The organism is Cupriavidus sp. GW823-FHT07B10 (genome assembly GCF_058794355.1).
In genome coordinates, this window is record NZ_JBXAGS010000028.1 from 1 (window position 1) to 18226 (window position 18226).

Sequence of the window (18226 nt, forward strand, 5' to 3'; positions counted from 1 at the left end):
CGGCCGGCAAATCATCCGCTTAACTATGCATGGTTAAGGTACAAGTCATGCTGCGGGTAGTTGGCGGCGAAATGCACGGCACGGATGCGGGCCAGAATGGCGATCAGGTTGTTCGGCCGGCCATCCTTGCGGATCTCCCGGTACCACTGGGCAAACTCGTCGGCGGTGCGCAGGTACAGCGACAGGTGCGCTGGATCCCACGGCGTCTCGACAACTTCGACCGCGGGCGGCTCGATGCGGATATAGCGGGCCACGTCGGGCTCGCATACCAACCGGCGCTTCACGTGCGGTGCCAGCATCTGCCGGTACCGAGGCAGGTTGCCGATCTTGGGCACTTCGCGCTTGGCCCCATCCTGCAGGCTTTCGGCGAATTCCCAGGTCACCCACTCCAGCACCACGAAGTCGCTGCGGAAGCGATCGATGCCGCGCTCGGCGTGCTGCACCGTCGCCAGCCAGTTCGCTTCCAGGTAGCCGCGCCGGTAGCCGTAAGGCTGGGCTGCCGTGCCGTCACCACCGGTGAACGCGATCAGTCCGAAGATATCGCGCGCATAGTTGGCAATCGGGCTGCCGGTCAGGATGAAACGCCGCTTGGCCGACAGCTGCCAGAGCGCGCGGCTCTGGTCGCTGGACGGGTTGGACAGGCGCTCGCCCTCATCGGCCACCAGCAGGCCAATGCGACGACGCAACCGATGCGCGTAGGTGACGCGGCGCGAAGCCTGCCGGTCGACGGGCATGCGCAAGCGCTCATAGGCAATCAGGTTGATGCGGCCAAGCCGCACCAGATCCTCCGGCGACTGAATCACATGCACGTCCGACGCTGGCATGACCTGCTCCAGCTCGGCGCGCATCTCGGCAATGAGGCGGGCCTCCACCACGATCAGCCCGTGCTTGACGCCGGACAGCAGGATCAGACCCGCCGCTAGCCGCGACTTGCCACACCCCTGCTCCCACGCCGCCACCGCGCCGTTGGGCTTGAGCAGCAATTCAACCAGGTCTTCCTGTTGGAATTCCCAGTCCAGCCACCGGTCGATCCCCAGCGCCAGCAGCCGCTTGCGCAGCCGCTCGGCCTGCTCGGGGTAGCGCCTGGCCAGTCCCTCATGGACGATTTCCCACGCCTGCGCCGATTTCTCGACGCTGTAGCGGGTGGTGATCTCGTCCAACGAGACGACGTAGCTCTTGTCGCGCACCGTGTACTGGTACCGGCCATCGGCCTGGCGCTCGAAGCGAACTTCCTGGCCAGCCTTGATGACCGGGCTGCCCCACACCGACGAATCCACGAGGTGCGTCTTCGTCGCCGTGCCGGTGATGGTATCGGCGGCGCCTACGCCGGTCGTCCAGACCGCATGGCGCAACGGCAGCGCCTGCCGCATGCTGCGTCGCAGACGCTGGCGGAAGTGCTCGAGGAAGCCCGGCGCAAACTCCGGCTCGCCGCCGGCGGCTTTCACCATGCCGACGAGTTCACCCAAGGCCCCGATCGGATCGGGCTGCACCAGATAGGCTTCCAGATCCAGCCGGCCCGTGCCCGCGTAGCGAAAGCCACGCGGCAGGCGCTGGCCTTCCAACGACACGATACGACGCTCCAGCACGCGGTTGAGCACCATCGCTTCGACGAACCCGCAGTCGAATCCAAGCACGATGCGGCGCCCGTCGACGGAGAAGCGTACCCGTTTCTGCGAGGTCACCGGACGCGTGATCGCTGGCCCCTCGTCGTCCAGCAGCTGGTGGCCGAGCCGCGGCTCGCCGTAAAGGCGATCCTCAGCTTGCAGTTCCAGCGCGGGCAGCGGTTGGGTCAGATCCGACACGGTTTGCCGCTCGAAATGGCTGGCCCGCATGCGGTAGCGCGCGAACACCGCGATCGAGGTACGCACTTCAGCCCCTTCCTCCCGGAAGGCGCTCGATGGCAGGTCGAACACGCCGACCACACGCCTTGCGGCATCGCTGAACGGCTCGCCGTGAGCGATGACCCGGCCGGCGAACTTGTCGACGAAGGTCGTCGGCAGCAATGCCACCACGACCTGCGCCGCGTCGAGCGCCTGTGCGAGCGCATATTCATGGCTCAGGGCGCTGGTGTTGGCTCCGAACCGGCCCCAGGTGGTGCAGTCGTAGGGCTTCAGGTGCGGCGATTCGAGGTGGATTGAGAACGGCGGGTTGATGACGGCCGCATCGAAGCGCTTCGGATGGATTTCCTCCATGCCGGCGTGCCGGAAGCTGCCGTCAAAACCCGCCGCCTCGACGGCTTGCTGCACCGCCTCGATCGTTGGTTGGTGCACGTCCACTCCATACAGGCTGTGGGTGGCCGGGTCCGCGAACTGCAGCAGGCGGGCCGAACCGACCGAGTTGTCGAGAATCGACACCTTCCGGTTGGGCTGCCAGCTGGCCACCACGCCCCACATCAGGCGGGCAATGGCATCGGGCGTGAAGAACTGGGACAGATGGCGCTGACGCGCCGCATGTAGCTCACCTTGGTGGGCGATCTTCTCGGCCTGAGAGCCAAGACTGACGATCGCCCGCAAGGGCGCGTACCAGATAGACATGATGGGTTCCAGAAAAGAAAAAGCCCCGTCAGTGACGGGGCGTTGAGGGATGCAAGCCGTGGCCGGCTATGCGAACTGAAGTGATATGCCGACGTGCCGCTGGACAAACGCCAGCAGCGCGTCCGCCAACGGCGCGGCGAAGCGCAACTCCCAGTGCTCGTTGTAGTGAATGACGTCGAGGCCTGGGAAGGTGCGCCGCTGCAACCACAGAAACTCATCGGCCGGATGAAACTGCGCAAGGCAGCTCGCCAGCTCGGTATGGCCATTGCTGCGCGCAAAGACGGCGAGCGCGGCGAATGCCTGTGTGACCGGCTCCAACGAGCCGAAATGCAGTTGCCGCATGGGCTGCGTGGCACTGCTCACCGTCTCGGACACCGCCATGAGCCTGAGCCGAACGAAGGCGGCAGAGCGGCGCACGGCCGAACTGCTGGCCAGCCCAAAGGCACGGGCGAGCGTGGTCGCCGTCTGCAACTCGGCCCTCGCCGGCCCATCGGCCTCATAGGTTTTGCGCAGCAGGTTCCAGAAACGATCCAGGTCCGGCACGACACCGGCCCGGATGGCTTCCCAGATATTGGGATAGCCGTCGATGGGCAGGCGTGTCTCGTCGATGGCGATGGGCGCACCGGCGATGCCGAACTCGATCCCGGCCCGCTGGATGATCTCGGCGACCTGCTTGCGGCAGAACCGCTTGAGTTCGGCCGATGCTGGTCCAATAGGCTGGGCTCCGGCCGCTGTTTCCCGGGCGCGGAATGCCCCAATGCGTGCGTTGTACATGTACTGCTACTCCCTGATGACGGAGCGCCCTCAGGCGCTCCCACTGAAAGTTTACATGGCAACTACACGGCTTCCTGCATGAACGCCTCGCCGTACTCGCCGAGGAAGAGCATCAAGTCGTCGGCGACCTGGTGGGAAAATCGAAATTCCCACGCTTCCTTAAAGAACACGATGTCGAGACCGGGGTAGCTGTGCTTCTCGCGGTAGTTGTACTCGACCTGGTGCACGTTCACGCGGTTGAGGCCGCCCGCCAGCATGTGATGGCCGGCCTTGGCCGCAAAGGTGGCGAGGCCAGACAGGCAGTCCGCCGTGCTCTGGCAGCTGTAGTAGCCAACCTTGCGCGCCGAGCGGCCGTAGCAGGCCTCGGAAATGGCGTGCTTGCGCAGCACCACCACCGAGGCGGTGCGCTGGACTTCGCGCTTGCGGTTGAGGCCGAACCCGGAAACGATGCGTTGGGCGGCCTGCTGATAGGCCAGCTCCGCGCCGCCATGTCCACCATAGCGGCGGGCCATCGACGTCCACAGCCCGTCAAGGTCCGGAATCTTCCCGGCCTTCAGGGCCTCGCCGATATCCAGCCCGGCGCGCTCATACTCGTCCTGGTTGTCGATATCGAGCCGGGCGCCAGCGGGGGCGAACTCGCGGCGGGCGCGATTGACGACGCCGCCTGCGACCGAACGGCAGAAGCTCTGCAGCTCTCTCTCCGTGCGGTATTCGCTGCGAAGATCGACCGACAGGTAGTGGTCGGGAACCGCGGCCACGGTCTCTCGTTCGAACGCTGCGGCCGCGGCGTACGCGGCGTGGGCCGCTTTCTGCGCGGCGATGAACTGCTCAATGATTCGGTTGTACATGGAAGGTCTCTCAAGAAAACATGGGAGACCCCCCATCGGGAGTCTCCCGAAGGGGTTGAAAGTTGGGTGACAGGTCGATGCGACCGGCTATGCAGAGGTCGTCGTCCTATCCTCTCGGATCAGTGGAAAGCCAGTGCCGGGCCGCAAGGCATCGGCACGACACCAAGGGCGAGCCAGTGCGCGACCGGATGATCCGGGAACTCCGGAATCGACCCGAGGCGGTACAGCGCCGGCACGTCCTGCGGCTCGCACTCGCCATCCCGCAACAAGCGGCGGTAGCGATAGCTCAGGCGCAGCCAGGCCAGCTCGGCCCGGGCGACGTGATCCCATTGCGCGGGCAAGCGCGATTCATCGAACAGCGCATGGCCTGCCACATTCATGCAGGCCACCACTTCGTGATAGCGACCGAAATCGTGAGGGAAGCTCCTGCGCACGAACGACAGCACTTCGGGCGCGTGCACACCGAAGATCCGGCCCAGTTGGCGGATATATACCGCGCACTCGATGGGCGAGCGCTCGGCGTAGTCATCGCTGCCAACCTGGGCGCAATCCTCCTCGCACGGTGTGGGTCCAACTTCGATTTCGAGGAACTTCTGGAACATGGCATTTCCTTGAATGAGGCAGGGAAACGCCCCACCGGGGAACGTTCCCCAGTGGGTAGGTGAAGAATGACGCGCGTGGCGCTCAGCCTGCGATGCTTGATTCGGCTTCCTGCATCGGTCGCAGCAAACTTTCATCGCGCCGCATTGCGTAGCTGGTGGCAAGCAGCCAACCAACGAACAGTAGCGCGATGAGCAGGATGCAGATGAAGAGTTGGAACGAAAGCAGCCATGCATCCTCGGTGGTCAACAAGAACGCAAAGGCCAAGGCAACGATGAGTCCAAATGCCGAAAAAGCGACAGCGGAAAGACGGTTGATGGTGAACATGAGACAGGCTCCAAAGGGTGAAGACGGAGCCTGCCCATCGGGGACAAGGCCCCAATGGGTGAGAGTGTCGACCGGCAACGCAAGCGCACAGGTCGAGAAGGAGGGCCGCAGAGGCGGCCCGAGGCGTCAGCCCAAAGCTTGGACGGAACGCGTATGCGAGGAATAGGCGACCAACCAGGCCGTGACGATCAGGCTACCGATCATCGCGCCGCAGGCCAGTTGCACGTACAACAGACCTGAGTCGACGGTTGTGACCGTGAAACCCAGTGCGGCAAACAGGTTGAAGATCATGGCCAAAACAGCCATGGGGGTGCCGCGATAGTGGATAAACATGGTGGCTCCTACGAAAGATGGAGCCGTGCCCATGGGGACAAGGCCCCAATGGGTGAGAGAAAAAACTGTGCCGAGGAGTCGGCGGTGTCGATGCGTCAGAGACGCTGAAGTAGCCGGCAGGATACCGCAAAGCGCGCCGACGAGAAAGGCTTTGACGCTACTTCAACTCGATCCCCGCCTTGCGCAGCCGGTTGACGACATTCCAGCGATAGCGCGCCGCCTCGGCCGGATCCTGTATGGATGCGTAGTCGGGCATGCGCTCATTGCCCGGCTTGCCGCCTGGCTTCTCAAAGCTCACGACTTCCACGTCGTGTATCGCCGCTTGAAACTCCGTGAGCGACCAAGACACCTCGTACGTCGCGATGGCGTCCCAACGCGCGGGGATCGAATCCTTGTCGAACCAGGCTTCGCCAATGCCGTCCAGGATGGCCGTGACCGTGTATTGGGTGCCGTCGCCGGTCGGGACGGCGCGGATCTCGAAGCGCAGCACGTCGGCCGGCGGATGCCAGAACACCCGGTCCAGCATCCGCCGATAGGCCTGCGCTTCGATGGTGGCCAGCTCGCGGTAGTACTGCTCACCGGGAGCGGCGAATGCCCGCTCGTCGTGGGGCCGGGTGCCGAGGTCGATTTCCATCATGGAATGCGGTACAGGGGCAGGTTTGCCGGTCAACCGGCGTAAGAGAGGCGAAATGATACGTCATTCGCCGAGTTAGACTGCCCGATTCGCCCCGACAATGGTGACTGCCGCAATGGGTCCGCCCGCCGCCTTGACTTTGCGCAGGGGCGGGTAAGCTGGATTCATTCAGCATCCACCCGATCCAGACCATGCGCTTCACCCGCTACGAACGCCACAACCCGATCGACTTCAACGCCCGCCGCCAGGCCGCCTTCGCCCGTAAGCAGGCACGCGAGCGCGACCGCTATCCGCTGCTCGCCGACCACGTGGCCGCCGAACAGCATTCGGTGGACGACGAGATCGCACGGCGCACGGTGCGCGCCGATTCCTTCGAGCAAAGGATGCGCGCCTTCCAGGCCGGCTGCTGGCGGGACGCCCGCCGCATCTATTTCGCGCAGCCCGAGGCGGTACGCGTCGTCATCCGCACCAAATGGGCCGCCTGGGTCGGTCCGACCACCTCGACCTACTTCGCGTGGATGGTTGATGTTCAAAGCGGCAACCAGGCACGCCGCGTCGCCGCGTGCCGGGCCCGTGACGCCGCGGCACGCGCAGCGCGCCCACCGCAGCCGGTGCAGGAACAGTTGGCGGTCTGACATGCGTCCGACTGAAGAACAACAGGAGGCGGTGGCCGCGGTCACCGCTGGCGGCCCGGTCAAGGTCAAGGCCTACGCCGGCGCGGGCAAGACCACGTTCCTGCGCATGGCCTCCGAAGCGCGCCCGCGCTCGCGCGGCCTGTATCTGGCCTTCAACAAGGACATTGCCCAGGAGGCGCAGCGCAAGTTTCCGGCGAACACCCGCTGCCGCACGGTTCACTCGCTGGCGTTCGGATCGACCTCGCCCGAGATCACCCGCAAGCTGAAATACCCGGTCGAGCCTGCCCACACACTCGCGATGCGCTACGGGCTGGGCCCACTGAAGGTACCGACCACCATCGGCAAGACCGTCGAACTCACCACCGGGAAGTTGGGCCGCATGGTGATGGACGGCGTCGCCCGTTTCTGCTCGTCGGCGCAGGCCGAGCCGCAGGCGTGGCATATCCCGGTCGATCCGCTGATCGACGAGGAACTGGCCGATGCCTTGCGCGACGAGCTGCTGCCGCACGTCCAGACCCTCTGGCGTGAGAGCATTGACCCCAAGGGGGTCGCATCGATCAGTCACGCCACGTACGTAAAGCTTTGGCAGTTGAGCCGCCCGCGCATCCCAGCCGATTTCATCCTCTTCGACGAGGCGCAGGATGCCGACGGCCTGATGCTGTCGGTGCTGCGCGGCCAGTCCGCGCAGGTGGTCTACGTGGGCGACCCGTACCAGCAGATCTATGAATGGCGCGGCGCGGTCAACGCGATGGACCACATCAAGGCGCCGGAGAAGGGGCTCACCGAGTCCTTTCGCTTCGGGTCGGCCATCGCCGGCCTCGCCAGCCGCATGCTGCGCCTGATGGACGAGGAGGTGCCGGTGCGCGGCCAGGCGTCCATCGCCTCGCGCGTGGTGCGCCACGCCGCTCCCGGCGAGATCCGCCCCGACGCCATCCTGTGCCGCAAGAACACGACCCTGCTGGCCAAGGTCGCCGAAGGGTTGCAGCGCGGCCACAAGGTGGCGGCCCGTACCAAGAAGGAAGAACTGGTCGCCTTCATCGACGGCGCCGAGCGCCTGCTCGCCGGCCAGCGCACCCACCATCCCGCCGCCCTGTCGCTGTTCGAGACCTGGCTGGACGTGCAGGAATACGCCGAATCGTTCGCGGGCCGTGACCTGCAGCCGCTAGTGAAGCTGATCGACGAGCAGGGGCCGACCTATCTGCGCCAGCTGCTGGCCGCAGTCGCCCCCGAGGATCAGGCCGACTACGTGGTGTCGACCGTGCACAAGGCCAAGGGACTCGAATGGCCCACCGTCACGCTGGCGGATGACTTCCGCTTCCGGCGCGAGGACAACGGCAACCTGACGCTGCCCAACGACGAAAAGCGCCTGCTGTACGTCGCGCTCACGCGCGCACAGGGCACCCTGGACATTTCCGAAATCGACAGCAGCCTGCAGGCCGTCTTCCGCGATGGCGGTGTCTGACACTATAGATAGGAGTAAAACTGCATGATCACCGTTCGCATTGGCAGCGAGGAACACGACCTGGAACGCGTGCTGGATTCGCCCGCCGACTACGCCCGCGTGCTGGACCGCGCCAAGACCCACCAGGGCTATGCCGAATGCGGCTGCTCCATGGTCTCGCCGCGCCCGAAGCTGGTGATCCGCCGCCACGGCAAAATCTTTATCCTCGCCCGTTGGCCGGACGATCCGCGCCAGCACCGCGATGGCTGCCCGTTCCTCAACCGGTTCAACCGGTTAAACGGCGCAGCCACTGCGCACGATGCCTTCCGGGCCGCCGACGGCACCCACGACGTGCGGCTCGATGTGTCCCTGAAGGTCGCGACCGCCAGCAAGCGCCAGCCGTCCACGTCCGCCTCGCGCAGCCAGCGCCGCGCCGCCCCGCTGCTGGCGTTCCTGCAGTACGCCTGGCAGTCCGCTGGCCTGCACGTCTGGCCGGGCTATGGCCGGCGCGGCTGGAATGCCTGCTGGTCGCGGGTGGTGGCCGAACTCGCCGAGTGCAAGATCAACGGCCGCCCCGGCAGCGAGGTCCTGCATGTGATGGAGCGCTGGGATGAGGCTCGCAAGGCCGAACTGGCGGCCGAACTCGAAGCCTTTCACGACCGCGCCAGTGCCAGCAAGGACGGCTACCAGCGCGGCCTCATCATCGGCGAGGTCGATGCGCTGCAGCCGAGCCCGCACGGTGGCCGGCTCAAGCTGCGCCAGGCGCGCCACTGGTATTTCCTGTCCAACGACCTGTACGAGCAGTTCCAGCGCAAGTACGCGATGGCGCTCACCGGGATCGGGCGGGAGGACAGCCGCTGCGTGGCCGTGCTGGCCTTCGAGAAGTCGCGCCAGGGCTATCTGAACGTGATGGACGTGGCCGCCATGCTCGCCAACGCCCAGTTCATTCCCTGCGATTCGTCCTACGAGGTGGCGATGGCCGACCGCCTGATCGCCGCGGGCCGCGCCTTCGAAAAACCCCTGCGGCACGTCGATGATGCACCGGTGCATCCCGATTTCCGGCTCACGGACACCACGCCAGAGACCGTGATCGAGGTGCTTGGCCTGGCCGGCAATCCGGAGTACGACCAGCGCATGGCCAAGAAGCGCGCCTACTACCGGAAAGCCGGCATTCCCCTCGTTGAATGGGTGCCCGGCACGCAGCCGCTGGACGCGCTCAAGTTGCCGCCGGCGCTGCGCGGCCAGCGGTAGGCCGTGGCCACGGCGACTTGACTTCCGTGCTGGGGCACTACGCTGGTTCAGCCACTTCCCGATGGCAGTGCCCCCGGCGGGCCGCGCCCAACACAACATTGCAATCCATATGCCTCCACTCACCCCCCCCCCGCGGCCACGGCGCTGACGGACGAAGAAATCATCAGTATCGCCATCGATGCAGGCTATGCCGTGCCGGAAAACGAGAGGCATCTGGCGTTCGGGCGGGCCGTAGTCCGCGCCCAGCTCGCCAAAACCGCCCCGAGCGCCATCGCGCAACATGATTGCGGATCGTGCGGATACACCGCTGACCCGTGCGGCCTGCGCCGCGAGGGTCCGGGGCCGAACCCGCTGCGCGCGCCGAGCACATCGCCCGCCACCGACAAGGACGAGGAAATCAGGTTGCTGCGGAAGGATTTGCAGCAGCAGCGCGAACGCAACGATGAGCTGTCGCATGAGCTTGTCGTGCGCACCGTCGCTGTGACACCGCTGGGTCCGATGGCCGCATCGCCCGCCGCACTGACGGATGAGCGGATGGAGGCTGCGGCGTCTATCATCGCCGCGCACCTGCTCGGCCAGCCGCAGCGTGACGACGTCGAATGGGTAGCGCATTCGATCCGCGCCCTGCTCACCGCACCGCCTGCCGACCAGGAAGAGGCTTCGCAGGAGGTCAAGTGATGGACGCCCAAGTCACCAAGCGCGACCTCCACCTATCGACGCCCGAGGCGTTCGATGCCGCCTACGCCGAGGCGATCAGCCTGGTCCACGCCCATCGTGCGGCCTCGGTCCCGCTGGTCCAGCGTCACCTGCGCATTGGCTACGACGCCGCGTGGCGGCTGCTGGCCCGCATGGCCCGCGAAACCACCTTCGTGCGGCCGATGCTGAGCGGCCTCTATATCTATGCCCCCGAGCCGCTGGCCAACGAGCTGAAGTCGCTGCACGGCTTCATCTCCGAAGTGCTGGCCCGCAGCGCCCAAGGCTCGCTTGATCCCGACACCATCCGCGCGCTTGGCGACAAGCACGCGCTGCAGGACTACCTGCACGCCAACGGCAACCAAGAACACCCGGCCTGAACCAATCTGACCATGAATGCCCTCTCCGACGATGATTTCCCCCAATCCGAAACCGTGCTGGCGATCCGCGGCGCCATTGCACTTGGCCGACAGGGCGGGCCCCGGCCTCCCGATGGTTCATGGCTTGCCGAGTTCTGGGAGGTTGGCCACCTCGCCCGCAATGCGTCCGACGCGATATACGAGGCGATCGAGCCGTTCCAGCGCCTGGTCGGCGACGCCACCGCGCACCTGCAGGACCATGTCTGTGCGCTGGAGCGCGTCGCAGCTGCCATCGACGGGATCTACCCTGCCCGGGTTGAGGATGAGCCAATGTCTGCCGATAACCACGGCTGACATGCAACAACTCGCGAACCGATCCATGCAACACGCTATTGCCAGCCTGCTCGCCACGACCGAGCAGTACCTGCAGCTTCCCCTCGTCGCCAGCTGAGCGGGCCGAACCTGCGCCGGCGCGGGCGAGTCGCGGATCTTGGCATAATGCCGGCCAGATTCCCCGCCAACCCGCCCCACTATGGCCGACGACCTTCTTATCTGTGCCCACTGCGGCAGCCAGCCCCGTTTCATCGCCAACCGCTTCGAGGCTGTCATCGCCTGCACCGGATGCGGTATGTCCACCCCGCCCGAATCCCTTGATGCCGGACGCGACCAGGCTCACGCCATTCTGCGCGGCATCTGGAATACCCGCTTGACCCCGCGCCCGACCGAGCAGCACGAGCTATCCGCCATCGTGCGCAAGGAACTGTCCAGCTCCGACCTCGGCACCGTGCTCGCCCTCATTGCCCGCAACGAGGGCGACTGGGAAGCGCGTGGGCCGCTCTTCGCCGCCATGGCCGAGAAGCTGTTGCAGCCCGAACCCTTCCTGCAGCAAATCGTGCCGGCCGAGGCCTTGCTCAAGGATGCCAACCGCTACCGCAAACTCATGCGCCGCGCCAAGATAGTCCACATTGACGGCCGGCCCTGGGTTCACATCGAACCGCTCGACGCACTGCCCGCCACCGTCTCCGAGGAGCTGTTCGGCGGCACGACCATCCTGGAGGAGTTTCTGGGGCGCGTGCTGGATACCACGCCGGAGCCCGGCGAAGCCGTGTTGCCGCCGCTGGGGAAGCAGCCGAAGCCTTGACTTTGGGCGAGCCTTGGCAAGATAGGGGTATCGCCTTTCCGATAAGCCAACCATGCACAAGCCCCTGTTCCTTGCCGCGGCCATCGTCGCAACCTTTGTCGGCAGCACCATCAGCACCGGCCTCAGCACGGCCGCCTACGCCAAAGGCCCCGCGACCGAGTGTCCGCACATCTTCGGCACCAACGGCAAGCCGAGCGTCGCCAACAGTGCCACGGCCAGCCGGACTCAGTTCCTGTGCTTCCGTGGCTATGCCGTGCAGACGTCGGCCACCACCCGCACCGCGCTGTGGTCAGCCGAAAACCTCACGGCCCAGGCGGTGCTGGCCGCCCGTTCCGTCCCGCGTGATAGCGACTTCTACGAGGAAGTCGAGATTCCCGCCGCCGACCGTGCGCGCCTTTCCGACTACGGTCGCGGCACCGGCCTTGATCGCGGGCACCTCGCGCCATCGGGGGACTTCCCCGACCTGGCCTCGCAGGCCGAGAGCTTCAGCCTCGCCAACATCGTGCCGCAGGCCGCAGCCAGCAATCGCCGGCTGTGGAGCCATATCGAAACCTCGACCCGGCGCATGGTGCGTGAGTATGGCCAGGCCTTCGTGGTCACCGGCCCGGCCGACCCCGCCCAGGCCGCCCGCCTCAACGGCCGCATTTCGATCCCGACCTATATGTGGAAGGCGGTCTACGTGCCCGGTGTCGGAGCAGCCGCTTATGTGGCCCGGAACGACGCAACGCCCCGGTATGCCGTCGTGAGCGTCGCCGAGCTGGTCAGTTTTGCCGGCGTCGATCCGTTCCCGCGCCTGGACAGATCCTACCGGGATGCACCGATGACGCTCCTGGCACCGACCCCGCACCCAGGCGAGAAATCGGGCCGCAAGGTCAGCCTCGCCACGCTGACGTCGACGGCCGTTGAGTGGCCGGCCCAGCGCGAAGCACAGGAGCCGCGGCATTCCGGCGTACTGCCATTCGTGCGCGCCGTCTTCACCCACTATTAATCAGGAAACCGCCATGAACCGCATCAAGCAAATCATCCACGTCCTGCGCACCGACAAGGAAGCGCGCATGTACGTCGCCGGCTGCATCGCCCTTGTGCTGTTTGTGTGCTGGTGGGGCGCCACCGGGCACTTTGATAACGACCCGTGGCTGCCGAACTTCCTGCGCTGAGAGCCATGCCGAGCCCATTTAGCCGGTTAAATGGGCGCGGCTTGCCTCCCCCTGTACGGACTTAGCTGCCGGCCGGCAGCTTTGCCAACAGCCGGTACATCGCCTGCCGGGAGATCCCCAACGCCTCTGCGGCCTTGGCCTTCACACCGTCGGCATCCTTCACCGCCTGAGCGGCCATCTCCGGGGTGACAACTGGACGCTGCGCGGCAGCCTGTACTGAGTAGGTCGACAGATATGCGTTGGCCTTCGTCTGCCGGCTATGGCCGGCTGCCTCGACAATCTTGCGCATCGCTTCCTCATGGCGCTCGCGGTCAATGACCTTTCCGCCGCCCTTGATTGCCGCCGCCTGGCCCGCCGTCCGCTCATACATTTGGTGGAAAAACTGGTGCCGCAGGCCGTGGGCCGTCACGCCACACCCATCCTTGGTGACACGGTGTTTTTCCAGCACCGCATAGAATCGTCGTCGCCACTGATCTTGGGTGAACGTCGCGGGTATCAGCGTGCCCCGCTCCGGGTTCGTTCGTACCGCAAGCTCCGCCGCCTCCACCAGCAAGTCGTACTGCCAGGTGAACTCGATAGTGACATGGCGCGGCCTCCCGCCCTTAGTCCCATCCTGAACGTGAAGATGTCCAGATGGCAGCACGTCCCGAATGGGTCGCAGCCGCCAGCTTTCCCTCGCCCGCAAGCCGAACGCCGCCTCCAGCTTCAGCTGTAGCGCCACATGCTTGTCGGTGCCGGCGATCTCCGCGATCTTGGCCAGCGCATCCACCCCGTTACCCTCCCACGACCGATCCTCGCGGGCGATGTAGCTGCGCTTGTAGTTCGCGGGCCGCTGAACATGGTCGTCGATCGATCCGACCATGCTCGCCTTGCCCATCCACGACGCGAGCGCGCGCAGATGTGTCAGGCGCAACTCTACTGTCCCGACGTTCAGCTTCTGCTCCATCACCCAGAATTGGACCAGCCACTGAATATGCTTCTGTCGAAGGCTGTACGGCGAAGTGACAGCGAAGCCGCCCTTGCGCAGGTCGACGAATGCCTTCAGCAAGGCCTGGGCGCGTTGACGTTGCGACAGCTGCGACAGCGACCGGCCGCTGACGCGCGTACCGCTGTGCGGCATATGTAGGTGCTCCGCCGCCAACACTGCGAACGCGGCTTTGAAACTCTCGGGGAGGTTGTACGCGGCCAGTACCGCGCGCAGGTCGATTCCCTTGCTCATTCTCATCGTTGCTCCAACCGCAGGCTCCCGCCACCTTTGCGAGTTGCCCACCTTGCGCCCGCCGGGCGACTTGCTCTGCTCGGTGAGATGCCGCCCCGTACGACACTCCACCACCTGGTGCGCCGGACTACCACATCCAGCTAACCGGCCACCATGCCGGAGTCCACTTCTTCCCGTCCTTTAGCGATGCCAAACCGATCAGCCCTGAGCATGGAAGCAATGCGTCGTGACTGTCCGCTATGCGAACACGCGGGCCTTTGCCTTGCGTGCCGCTGCGCGGCCATCCACCCGGTGCATCGTTTCGATGCCAGCCGTCGTTCGGAGGATTGTTGTCCTCGCGCCCGTGGCCGCTGCCGTGGTGGGTGATTCCTGTTGCGCCGTTCTGGTACCGGTAGCGCCCCCCGGATCGTCATGCTCTCAGAAGCTTGCGTCAGTCACGCTCGTGACCCGCAAACAGCTCCCCGTCCCAAAGCCAGATCATCTCCGCCGCGGTGTGTCGGGCTTCGTGATCCGTGCCCAGCCTGTGGCTGTAGGGACGTGTCTTATCGGCGACGATTCATCGAACACTGTCCAGTGTCCGGCTTCGGAATCGTTCGCACTATGGTCTATTTTCGGAAACAGACCGCCAATCGGCTTGGTATCGCGGTGTCCGGTGTCCTCACTATCCAACACTGTCCACTTGATTTGATTGAAAAAAAACCGGAGCAATTTCCGGCTTGTACATAGAGGCGACCGATGCCCCAATTCTGGCACTGTCGGTGCTTGGTGATGGCCGCCAACGTGGCGGCAAGGTCGATGCGTCGGGGACGCGAGAAGTACGCCAAGCATAGCGAGCCAGGCCTGCCTGCGCAACCCCACGAAAACGCGAAACGTGCATGAAACTGGCGAGCTTTCGATCGTCGCGCAGCACCGAAACAGCCATACAGTAGCTAGGCGGACGATCTGACAGACAGTGGCACTCACGGCGAGTATCTGACACTGTCGGATAGAGGGTTCCACGCCGTGCCCACTAGCAGTATCTGACACCGTCTGACAGTTTCGGTGAGTCACTGCCACAGACTGACAGTGCCCAGATCGCTGCCGCGGCCACCGTTCACCTTGTTATTGCTCTTCAGGAAGCGACCTCTACATGAAAGCCACAGTTTTTGCTACCGACGTTGGATATGGCAACACCAAGAGTGCATTTGCACGCGGCGCCGAGATCGGCCTGCAAATGTTTCCATCCCTCGCCCCCCCTGCAACAAACTCGACTCTCTCCCAACACGGCGGAGGATACCTGAAGGCGCGCGACGTCATCACCGTCACGGTCGATGGGTCCCGCTACGAGGTCGGCCCGGACATCACGCTCACCACTGCCTACGGCGACACGGGCCGTACGCTCTCCGAAGACTTTGTGACGACGCCCAACTACACCGCACTGCTGGCTGGCTCCCTGCAATATGCCGGCGTCACCGAGGTGGACCGTCTGGTGCTCGGTCTGCCGGTGCACACTACCCCGAAATACTCGGACTACCTGCGCGACCGCTACACCGGCGAGTTGGACTTCGGCGACATGCGCATCGTGGTGCGCAACGTCATGCCGCTGCCCCAACCGCTCGGCGCGCTAGTTTCGTTTTCCCAGTACGGCGGGGACCAGTTCGACCCACGCAACTCCCATCTGATCGTGGATGTGGGCTACTTCACGACGGACTGGGTGGTGGCCCGCGGCTTCACCATGGATGACAGCCGCAGCGGCGGCGTCCCAGGTGGCGCAGCGAAGATCTACCAACAGATGGCCGCGCTGATCGGCAAGGCCGAAGGCGAAGCGGTCTCCGGCATCGAACGCATCGACGAATGCCTGCGCGAGAACCTGCCGATGCTCTTCTATGGCAAGGATCTCGACCTGCGCCCCTATTTCGAGGAAGCCCGGTCGCTTTGCCATGCCACGGTTAAGGAGATGCAATCTCGTGTCGGCCGCGCCGAGGACATTCGATCCATCGTCCTGACCGGCGGCGGCGCCGCCATCTATGCCCCGTTCATCAAGGCCGCTTTCCCGCGCACAACGGTGCACATGATGGAGTCGCCCTGCTATGCCAATGTCCGCGGGTTCTACCTGATTGGCTCGGCGCACCAGGCGCGCGGTGGCGGCCGGTAGCGGAGAGAGGTTGTGGGAAAGCTCGAAATCAAAGTCACGATCTCGCCAGCGGCAACACCTGCTCTGTACCGGCGACTTGCCGCCATGGGCGACCCCCGGCAACGTGCCTTCTTCCTGAAGCAGCTCGCCGAGTATGGTGCATGCAATGTTGCCGAGGTGATCGGCATGGCCGTGACGCCTTCCCCCACAGCTTCGTCGGCGCCGACCGTGTCCACCCCGCCGCATCGTAGTACAGCTGAGCCGGTGACCGTGGCGGTGCCGGTGTCGGACGTTCCAACCGGCGAAGCGCCAGCTCCCTCGCTCCCGTTCGCGCCCCCCGACGAACCGACCAACGAGCCGCCAGCACTCGGGGCGTCTGCGCCGGCTGCAGCCGCTGGCGGACTCTCCTCTCTCACACTAGACGCGCTGGTGGCAGCGACAAGTCGCTTCAATGGCTAGGTGCGCGGGCTTGACTTCGCGCGCAGGCGGGTACAGTAGAATCAACCGCAACGCACCAAGAGGGGCCAGAACAATGACCGAATACGAAATCATCCGCTTTTTCAAGTTTCTGCTGACATTCGGCATCGGCTTTTGCCTGTGGGAAGCGGCGCTGAGAGTTGTCATGGCGCTCCGCCAGAAGTGAGCGGACAAAAAAAAACCCGGCAGAATTCGCCGGGTTTTTTCATATGGGGTAGGCACGCTCAGTGCAGCGTAGGCCGGTGCTGGCCGGCGCAGTAGGTAAAAGCGGCATCGAAATCCATTTCGGTGTGCTGAAGCTGGGTGGACCCATCGGCATTGCGACGGTAGACATGGTAGGTCTCGGCATCCGACTGACAGGCCGGTACGGTGCCGGACGCCAGTTCCCGCATGGCGCGGATTTGCAGGCGACCGACGATGACACTGAACCCTTTGAACGACATAGCAGAACTCCAAGAGATGAGCTGCCGCGAGGGTTCTCCCCGGCGGGCAGAACCCGCGGGGCAGTATGAGAAAGAGGTACCGCCCCGAGAGGCGGCAATCACAACGACTGGTTAAGCGCAGACTGCGCGCTCGCCAGCAATGCCTTGCAACCGGTTGGCAGTCAGCCACTGGTCGCAAAAGTCCGTGCCGCGCACCATCGGGCGATGCACGTGAACCGTCAGCCCTTCGTTGCGCACGCGCTTGCCCAGAGCCAGCGCATCAGCCATGCCAGGCGATTTGCGTGTCTTCGGATCGATTGCATCGAAGTCAGCGAAGATATGCAGCGTATGGATGCCCAGACCTTGCGGCACCACGAACCGATTGAGCAGCACGCGATTCAGGCAGTACCAGGTCGGCACGCCGAACAGCATGTGGGCGGCGTATGCCGTTTCCAGCCCCTCGGCCACACCCAGCACTCCATCGCGCGGCGGCATGAGGCGTACTGCCCCGCCGGCGATAGGGAGCGCGGAGACGTCATTGCGCTTGGCCGGCAGGATTTCGCCGTCAGCGCTCACGATGTACGCCTTGGCCGGCTTGACCGGGTCCAGCGCCGTGCGGTGCACCGTGGCCATGCGGCCATCGGGCAGCGTGAGCTGCGCAACGATCGTCGGGTAGCGCCCCATCACCTTGTCGTCGTGGCGGTAGTCCATGGTGGCCAACCGCAGCGCACTTGGGCGAGGGGCAACAAGACCTGGCACCCGAGCGGCGAGATACCGCATCGCGGCATCGCCCGGCACTAGCGGCGTCGCAGTATTCCAGACTCGCTGGATTCGCTTGGCCTTCGCTTCATCCGACATGGCAGCCTTCGGCGACGCCGGCCGCGCTGCTTGCGGCAACGCGCGCGGCGGCCGATTGCCCTCCAGCTCCCTGGCCAGCTCGGCGAAAGACATGCCTGACGAGCGGCGGATAAGTTCCAGGCCATCGCCAGCCATGGGATGGCCGTCATTGCACTGGCGGCAGACCCAATCGCCTCGTCCACGCTTGTTGTCGTAGGTAAATCGGTCATGCCCAAGGCAGATGGGGCACGGGCCTGGCTTGCCGCGCCAGAACTTGTCCGTCAGGACGTTCGCCGGCAGGTACTGCATGATCAGGGCGTCCCATTGGGCGGGCGTCCAATGCTTCACGATATCACTCAGTCTTGTCATGGGATGCCTCCGAACTGGAGTGGTTGGTCGATGCCTGAGACAGGCGGGGAAACTCGCTTGCT

21 protein-coding genes are annotated in these 18226 nt (G+C 64.9%); 11 read left to right on the top strand and 10 right to left on the bottom strand.

From position 1 onward, the window contains the following. Nucleotides 1-23 precede the first annotated feature (23 nt). The 7 genes from AC1Q6V_RS32765 to AC1Q6V_RS32795 all read right to left on the bottom strand — a co-directional run bounded on the left by AC1Q6V_RS32765 (nucleotide 24) and on the right by AC1Q6V_RS32795 (nucleotide 6053). Nucleotides 24-2534: an SNF2-related protein gene (locus AC1Q6V_RS32765; RefSeq protein WP_284495060.1), complete on the bottom strand. Its 2511-nt coding sequence runs from the start codon at nucleotides 2532-2534 to the stop codon at nucleotides 24-26. Nucleotides 2535-2600: 66 nt separating this feature from the next. Further along, nucleotides 2601-3308, bottom strand: a complete 708-nt coding sequence (locus tag AC1Q6V_RS32770) for a hypothetical protein (protein WP_284495061.1) — start codon at nucleotides 3306-3308, stop codon at nucleotides 2601-2603. Between the two features lie 62 nt (nucleotides 3309-3370). After that, nucleotides 3371-4156, bottom strand: a complete 786-nt coding sequence (locus AC1Q6V_RS32775; RefSeq protein ID WP_284495062.1) for a hypothetical protein — start codon at nucleotides 4154-4156, stop codon at nucleotides 3371-3373. Nucleotides 4157-4275: 119 nt separating this feature from the next. Beyond that, entirely contained in the window at nucleotides 4276-4758 is a 483-nt protein-coding gene (locus tag AC1Q6V_RS32780) for a hypothetical protein (protein WP_284495063.1), read from the bottom strand. Nucleotides 4759-4840: 82 nt separating this feature from the next. Next, nucleotides 4841-5083: a hypothetical protein gene (locus tag AC1Q6V_RS32785; RefSeq protein WP_284495064.1), complete on the bottom strand. Its 243-nt coding sequence runs from the start codon at nucleotides 5081-5083 to the stop codon at nucleotides 4841-4843. 126 nt (nucleotides 5084-5209) lie between these two features. Beyond that, complete coding sequence (locus tag AC1Q6V_RS32790) at nucleotides 5210-5416, bottom strand: hypothetical protein (RefSeq protein ID WP_284495065.1); 207 nt, start codon at nucleotides 5414-5416, stop codon at nucleotides 5210-5212. Nucleotides 5417-5573: 157 nt separating this feature from the next. Beyond that, the gene (locus AC1Q6V_RS32795) at nucleotides 5574-6053 is read right to left on the bottom strand and encodes a hypothetical protein (protein WP_284495066.1); all 480 of its coding nucleotides are present in this window, start codon (nucleotides 6051-6053) and stop codon (nucleotides 5574-5576) included. A gap of 188 nt (nucleotides 6054-6241) precedes the next feature. On the opposite strand from AC1Q6V_RS32795, the gene AC1Q6V_RS32800 reads away from it, so the two are divergent. The 9 genes from AC1Q6V_RS32800 to AC1Q6V_RS32840 all read left to right on the top strand — a co-directional run bounded on the left by AC1Q6V_RS32800 (nucleotide 6242) and on the right by AC1Q6V_RS32840 (nucleotide 12727). Continuing rightward, nucleotides 6242-6685, top strand: coding sequence for a hypothetical protein (locus tag AC1Q6V_RS32800; protein WP_284495067.1), 444 nt, complete (start codon nucleotides 6242-6244; stop codon nucleotides 6683-6685). Nucleotide 6686: 1 nt separating this feature from the next. After that, nucleotides 6687-8147, top strand: a complete 1461-nt coding sequence (locus tag AC1Q6V_RS32805; protein WP_284495068.1) for a 3'-5' exonuclease — start codon at nucleotides 6687-6689, stop codon at nucleotides 8145-8147. Nucleotides 8148-8171: 24 nt separating this feature from the next. Then, a complete protein-coding gene (locus AC1Q6V_RS32810; RefSeq protein WP_284495069.1) occupies nucleotides 8172-9377 on the top strand; it encodes a DUF1173 family protein in 1206 nt (401 codons plus the stop codon). Nucleotides 9378-9569: 192 nt separating this feature from the next. Further along, nucleotides 9570-10055 (top strand): hypothetical protein, encoded by a 486-nt coding sequence (locus AC1Q6V_RS32815; protein ID WP_492344770.1) that lies wholly within the window; start codon nucleotides 9570-9572, stop codon nucleotides 10053-10055. Further along, a complete protein-coding gene (locus AC1Q6V_RS32820) occupies nucleotides 10055-10450 on the top strand; it encodes a DNA translocase FtsK (protein WP_284495071.1) in 396 nt (131 codons plus the stop codon). The genes AC1Q6V_RS32815 and AC1Q6V_RS32820 overlap by 1 nt, the downstream gene beginning before the upstream one ends. Nucleotides 10451-10462: 12 nt before the next feature. Beyond that, nucleotides 10463-10783 carry a hypothetical protein gene (locus tag AC1Q6V_RS32825; protein WP_284495072.1) on the top strand — a complete coding sequence of 107 codons (321 nt, stop codon included), beginning with the start codon at nucleotides 10463-10465 and terminating at the stop codon, nucleotides 10781-10783. Nucleotides 10784-10961: 178 nt separating this feature from the next. After that, nucleotides 10962-11570, top strand: a complete 609-nt coding sequence (locus tag AC1Q6V_RS32830; protein ID WP_284495073.1) for a Lar family restriction alleviation protein — start codon at nucleotides 10962-10964, stop codon at nucleotides 11568-11570. A 52-nt stretch (nucleotides 11571-11622) separates the two neighbouring features. Further along, the gene (locus tag AC1Q6V_RS32835) at nucleotides 11623-12558 is read left to right on the top strand and encodes a DNA/RNA non-specific endonuclease (protein ID WP_284495074.1); all 936 of its coding nucleotides are present in this window, start codon (nucleotides 11623-11625) and stop codon (nucleotides 12556-12558) included. A gap of 13 nt (nucleotides 12559-12571) precedes the next feature. Beyond that, nucleotides 12572-12727, top strand: coding sequence for a hypothetical protein (locus tag AC1Q6V_RS32840; RefSeq protein ID WP_284495075.1), 156 nt, complete (start codon nucleotides 12572-12574; stop codon nucleotides 12725-12727). A 61-nt stretch (nucleotides 12728-12788) separates the two neighbouring features. Here the strand turns inward: AC1Q6V_RS32840 and AC1Q6V_RS32845 are convergent, their stop codons facing one another. Then, nucleotides 12789-13946: an integrase domain-containing protein gene (locus tag AC1Q6V_RS32845; RefSeq protein WP_284495076.1), complete on the bottom strand. Its 1158-nt coding sequence runs from the start codon at nucleotides 13944-13946 to the stop codon at nucleotides 12789-12791. Nucleotides 13947-15075: 1129 nt separating this feature from the next. Between AC1Q6V_RS32845 and AC1Q6V_RS32850 the strand changes: the two genes are divergently transcribed. Then, on the top strand, nucleotides 15076-16080 hold the full coding sequence (locus tag AC1Q6V_RS32850) for a PRTRC system protein D (RefSeq protein WP_284495077.1): 1005 nt from the start codon (nucleotides 15076-15078) through the stop codon (nucleotides 16078-16080). 12 nt (nucleotides 16081-16092) lie between these two features. Further along, entirely contained in the window at nucleotides 16093-16518 is a 426-nt protein-coding gene (locus tag AC1Q6V_RS32855) for a hypothetical protein (RefSeq protein ID WP_284495078.1), read from the top strand. A gap of 242 nt (nucleotides 16519-16760) precedes the next feature. On the opposite strand, the gene AC1Q6V_RS32860 is transcribed toward AC1Q6V_RS32855, so the two are convergent. Together AC1Q6V_RS32860 and AC1Q6V_RS32865 are read right to left on the bottom strand one after the other, a co-directional pair. Then, nucleotides 16761-16979, bottom strand: coding sequence for a hypothetical protein (locus tag AC1Q6V_RS32860; protein ID WP_284495079.1), 219 nt, complete (start codon nucleotides 16977-16979; stop codon nucleotides 16761-16763). Between the two features lie 111 nt (nucleotides 16980-17090). Further along, on the bottom strand, nucleotides 17091-18164 hold the full coding sequence (locus tag AC1Q6V_RS32865) for a DUF7146 domain-containing protein (RefSeq protein ID WP_284495080.1): 1074 nt from the start codon (nucleotides 18162-18164) through the stop codon (nucleotides 17091-17093). Nucleotides 18165-18226 lie beyond the last annotated feature (62 nt).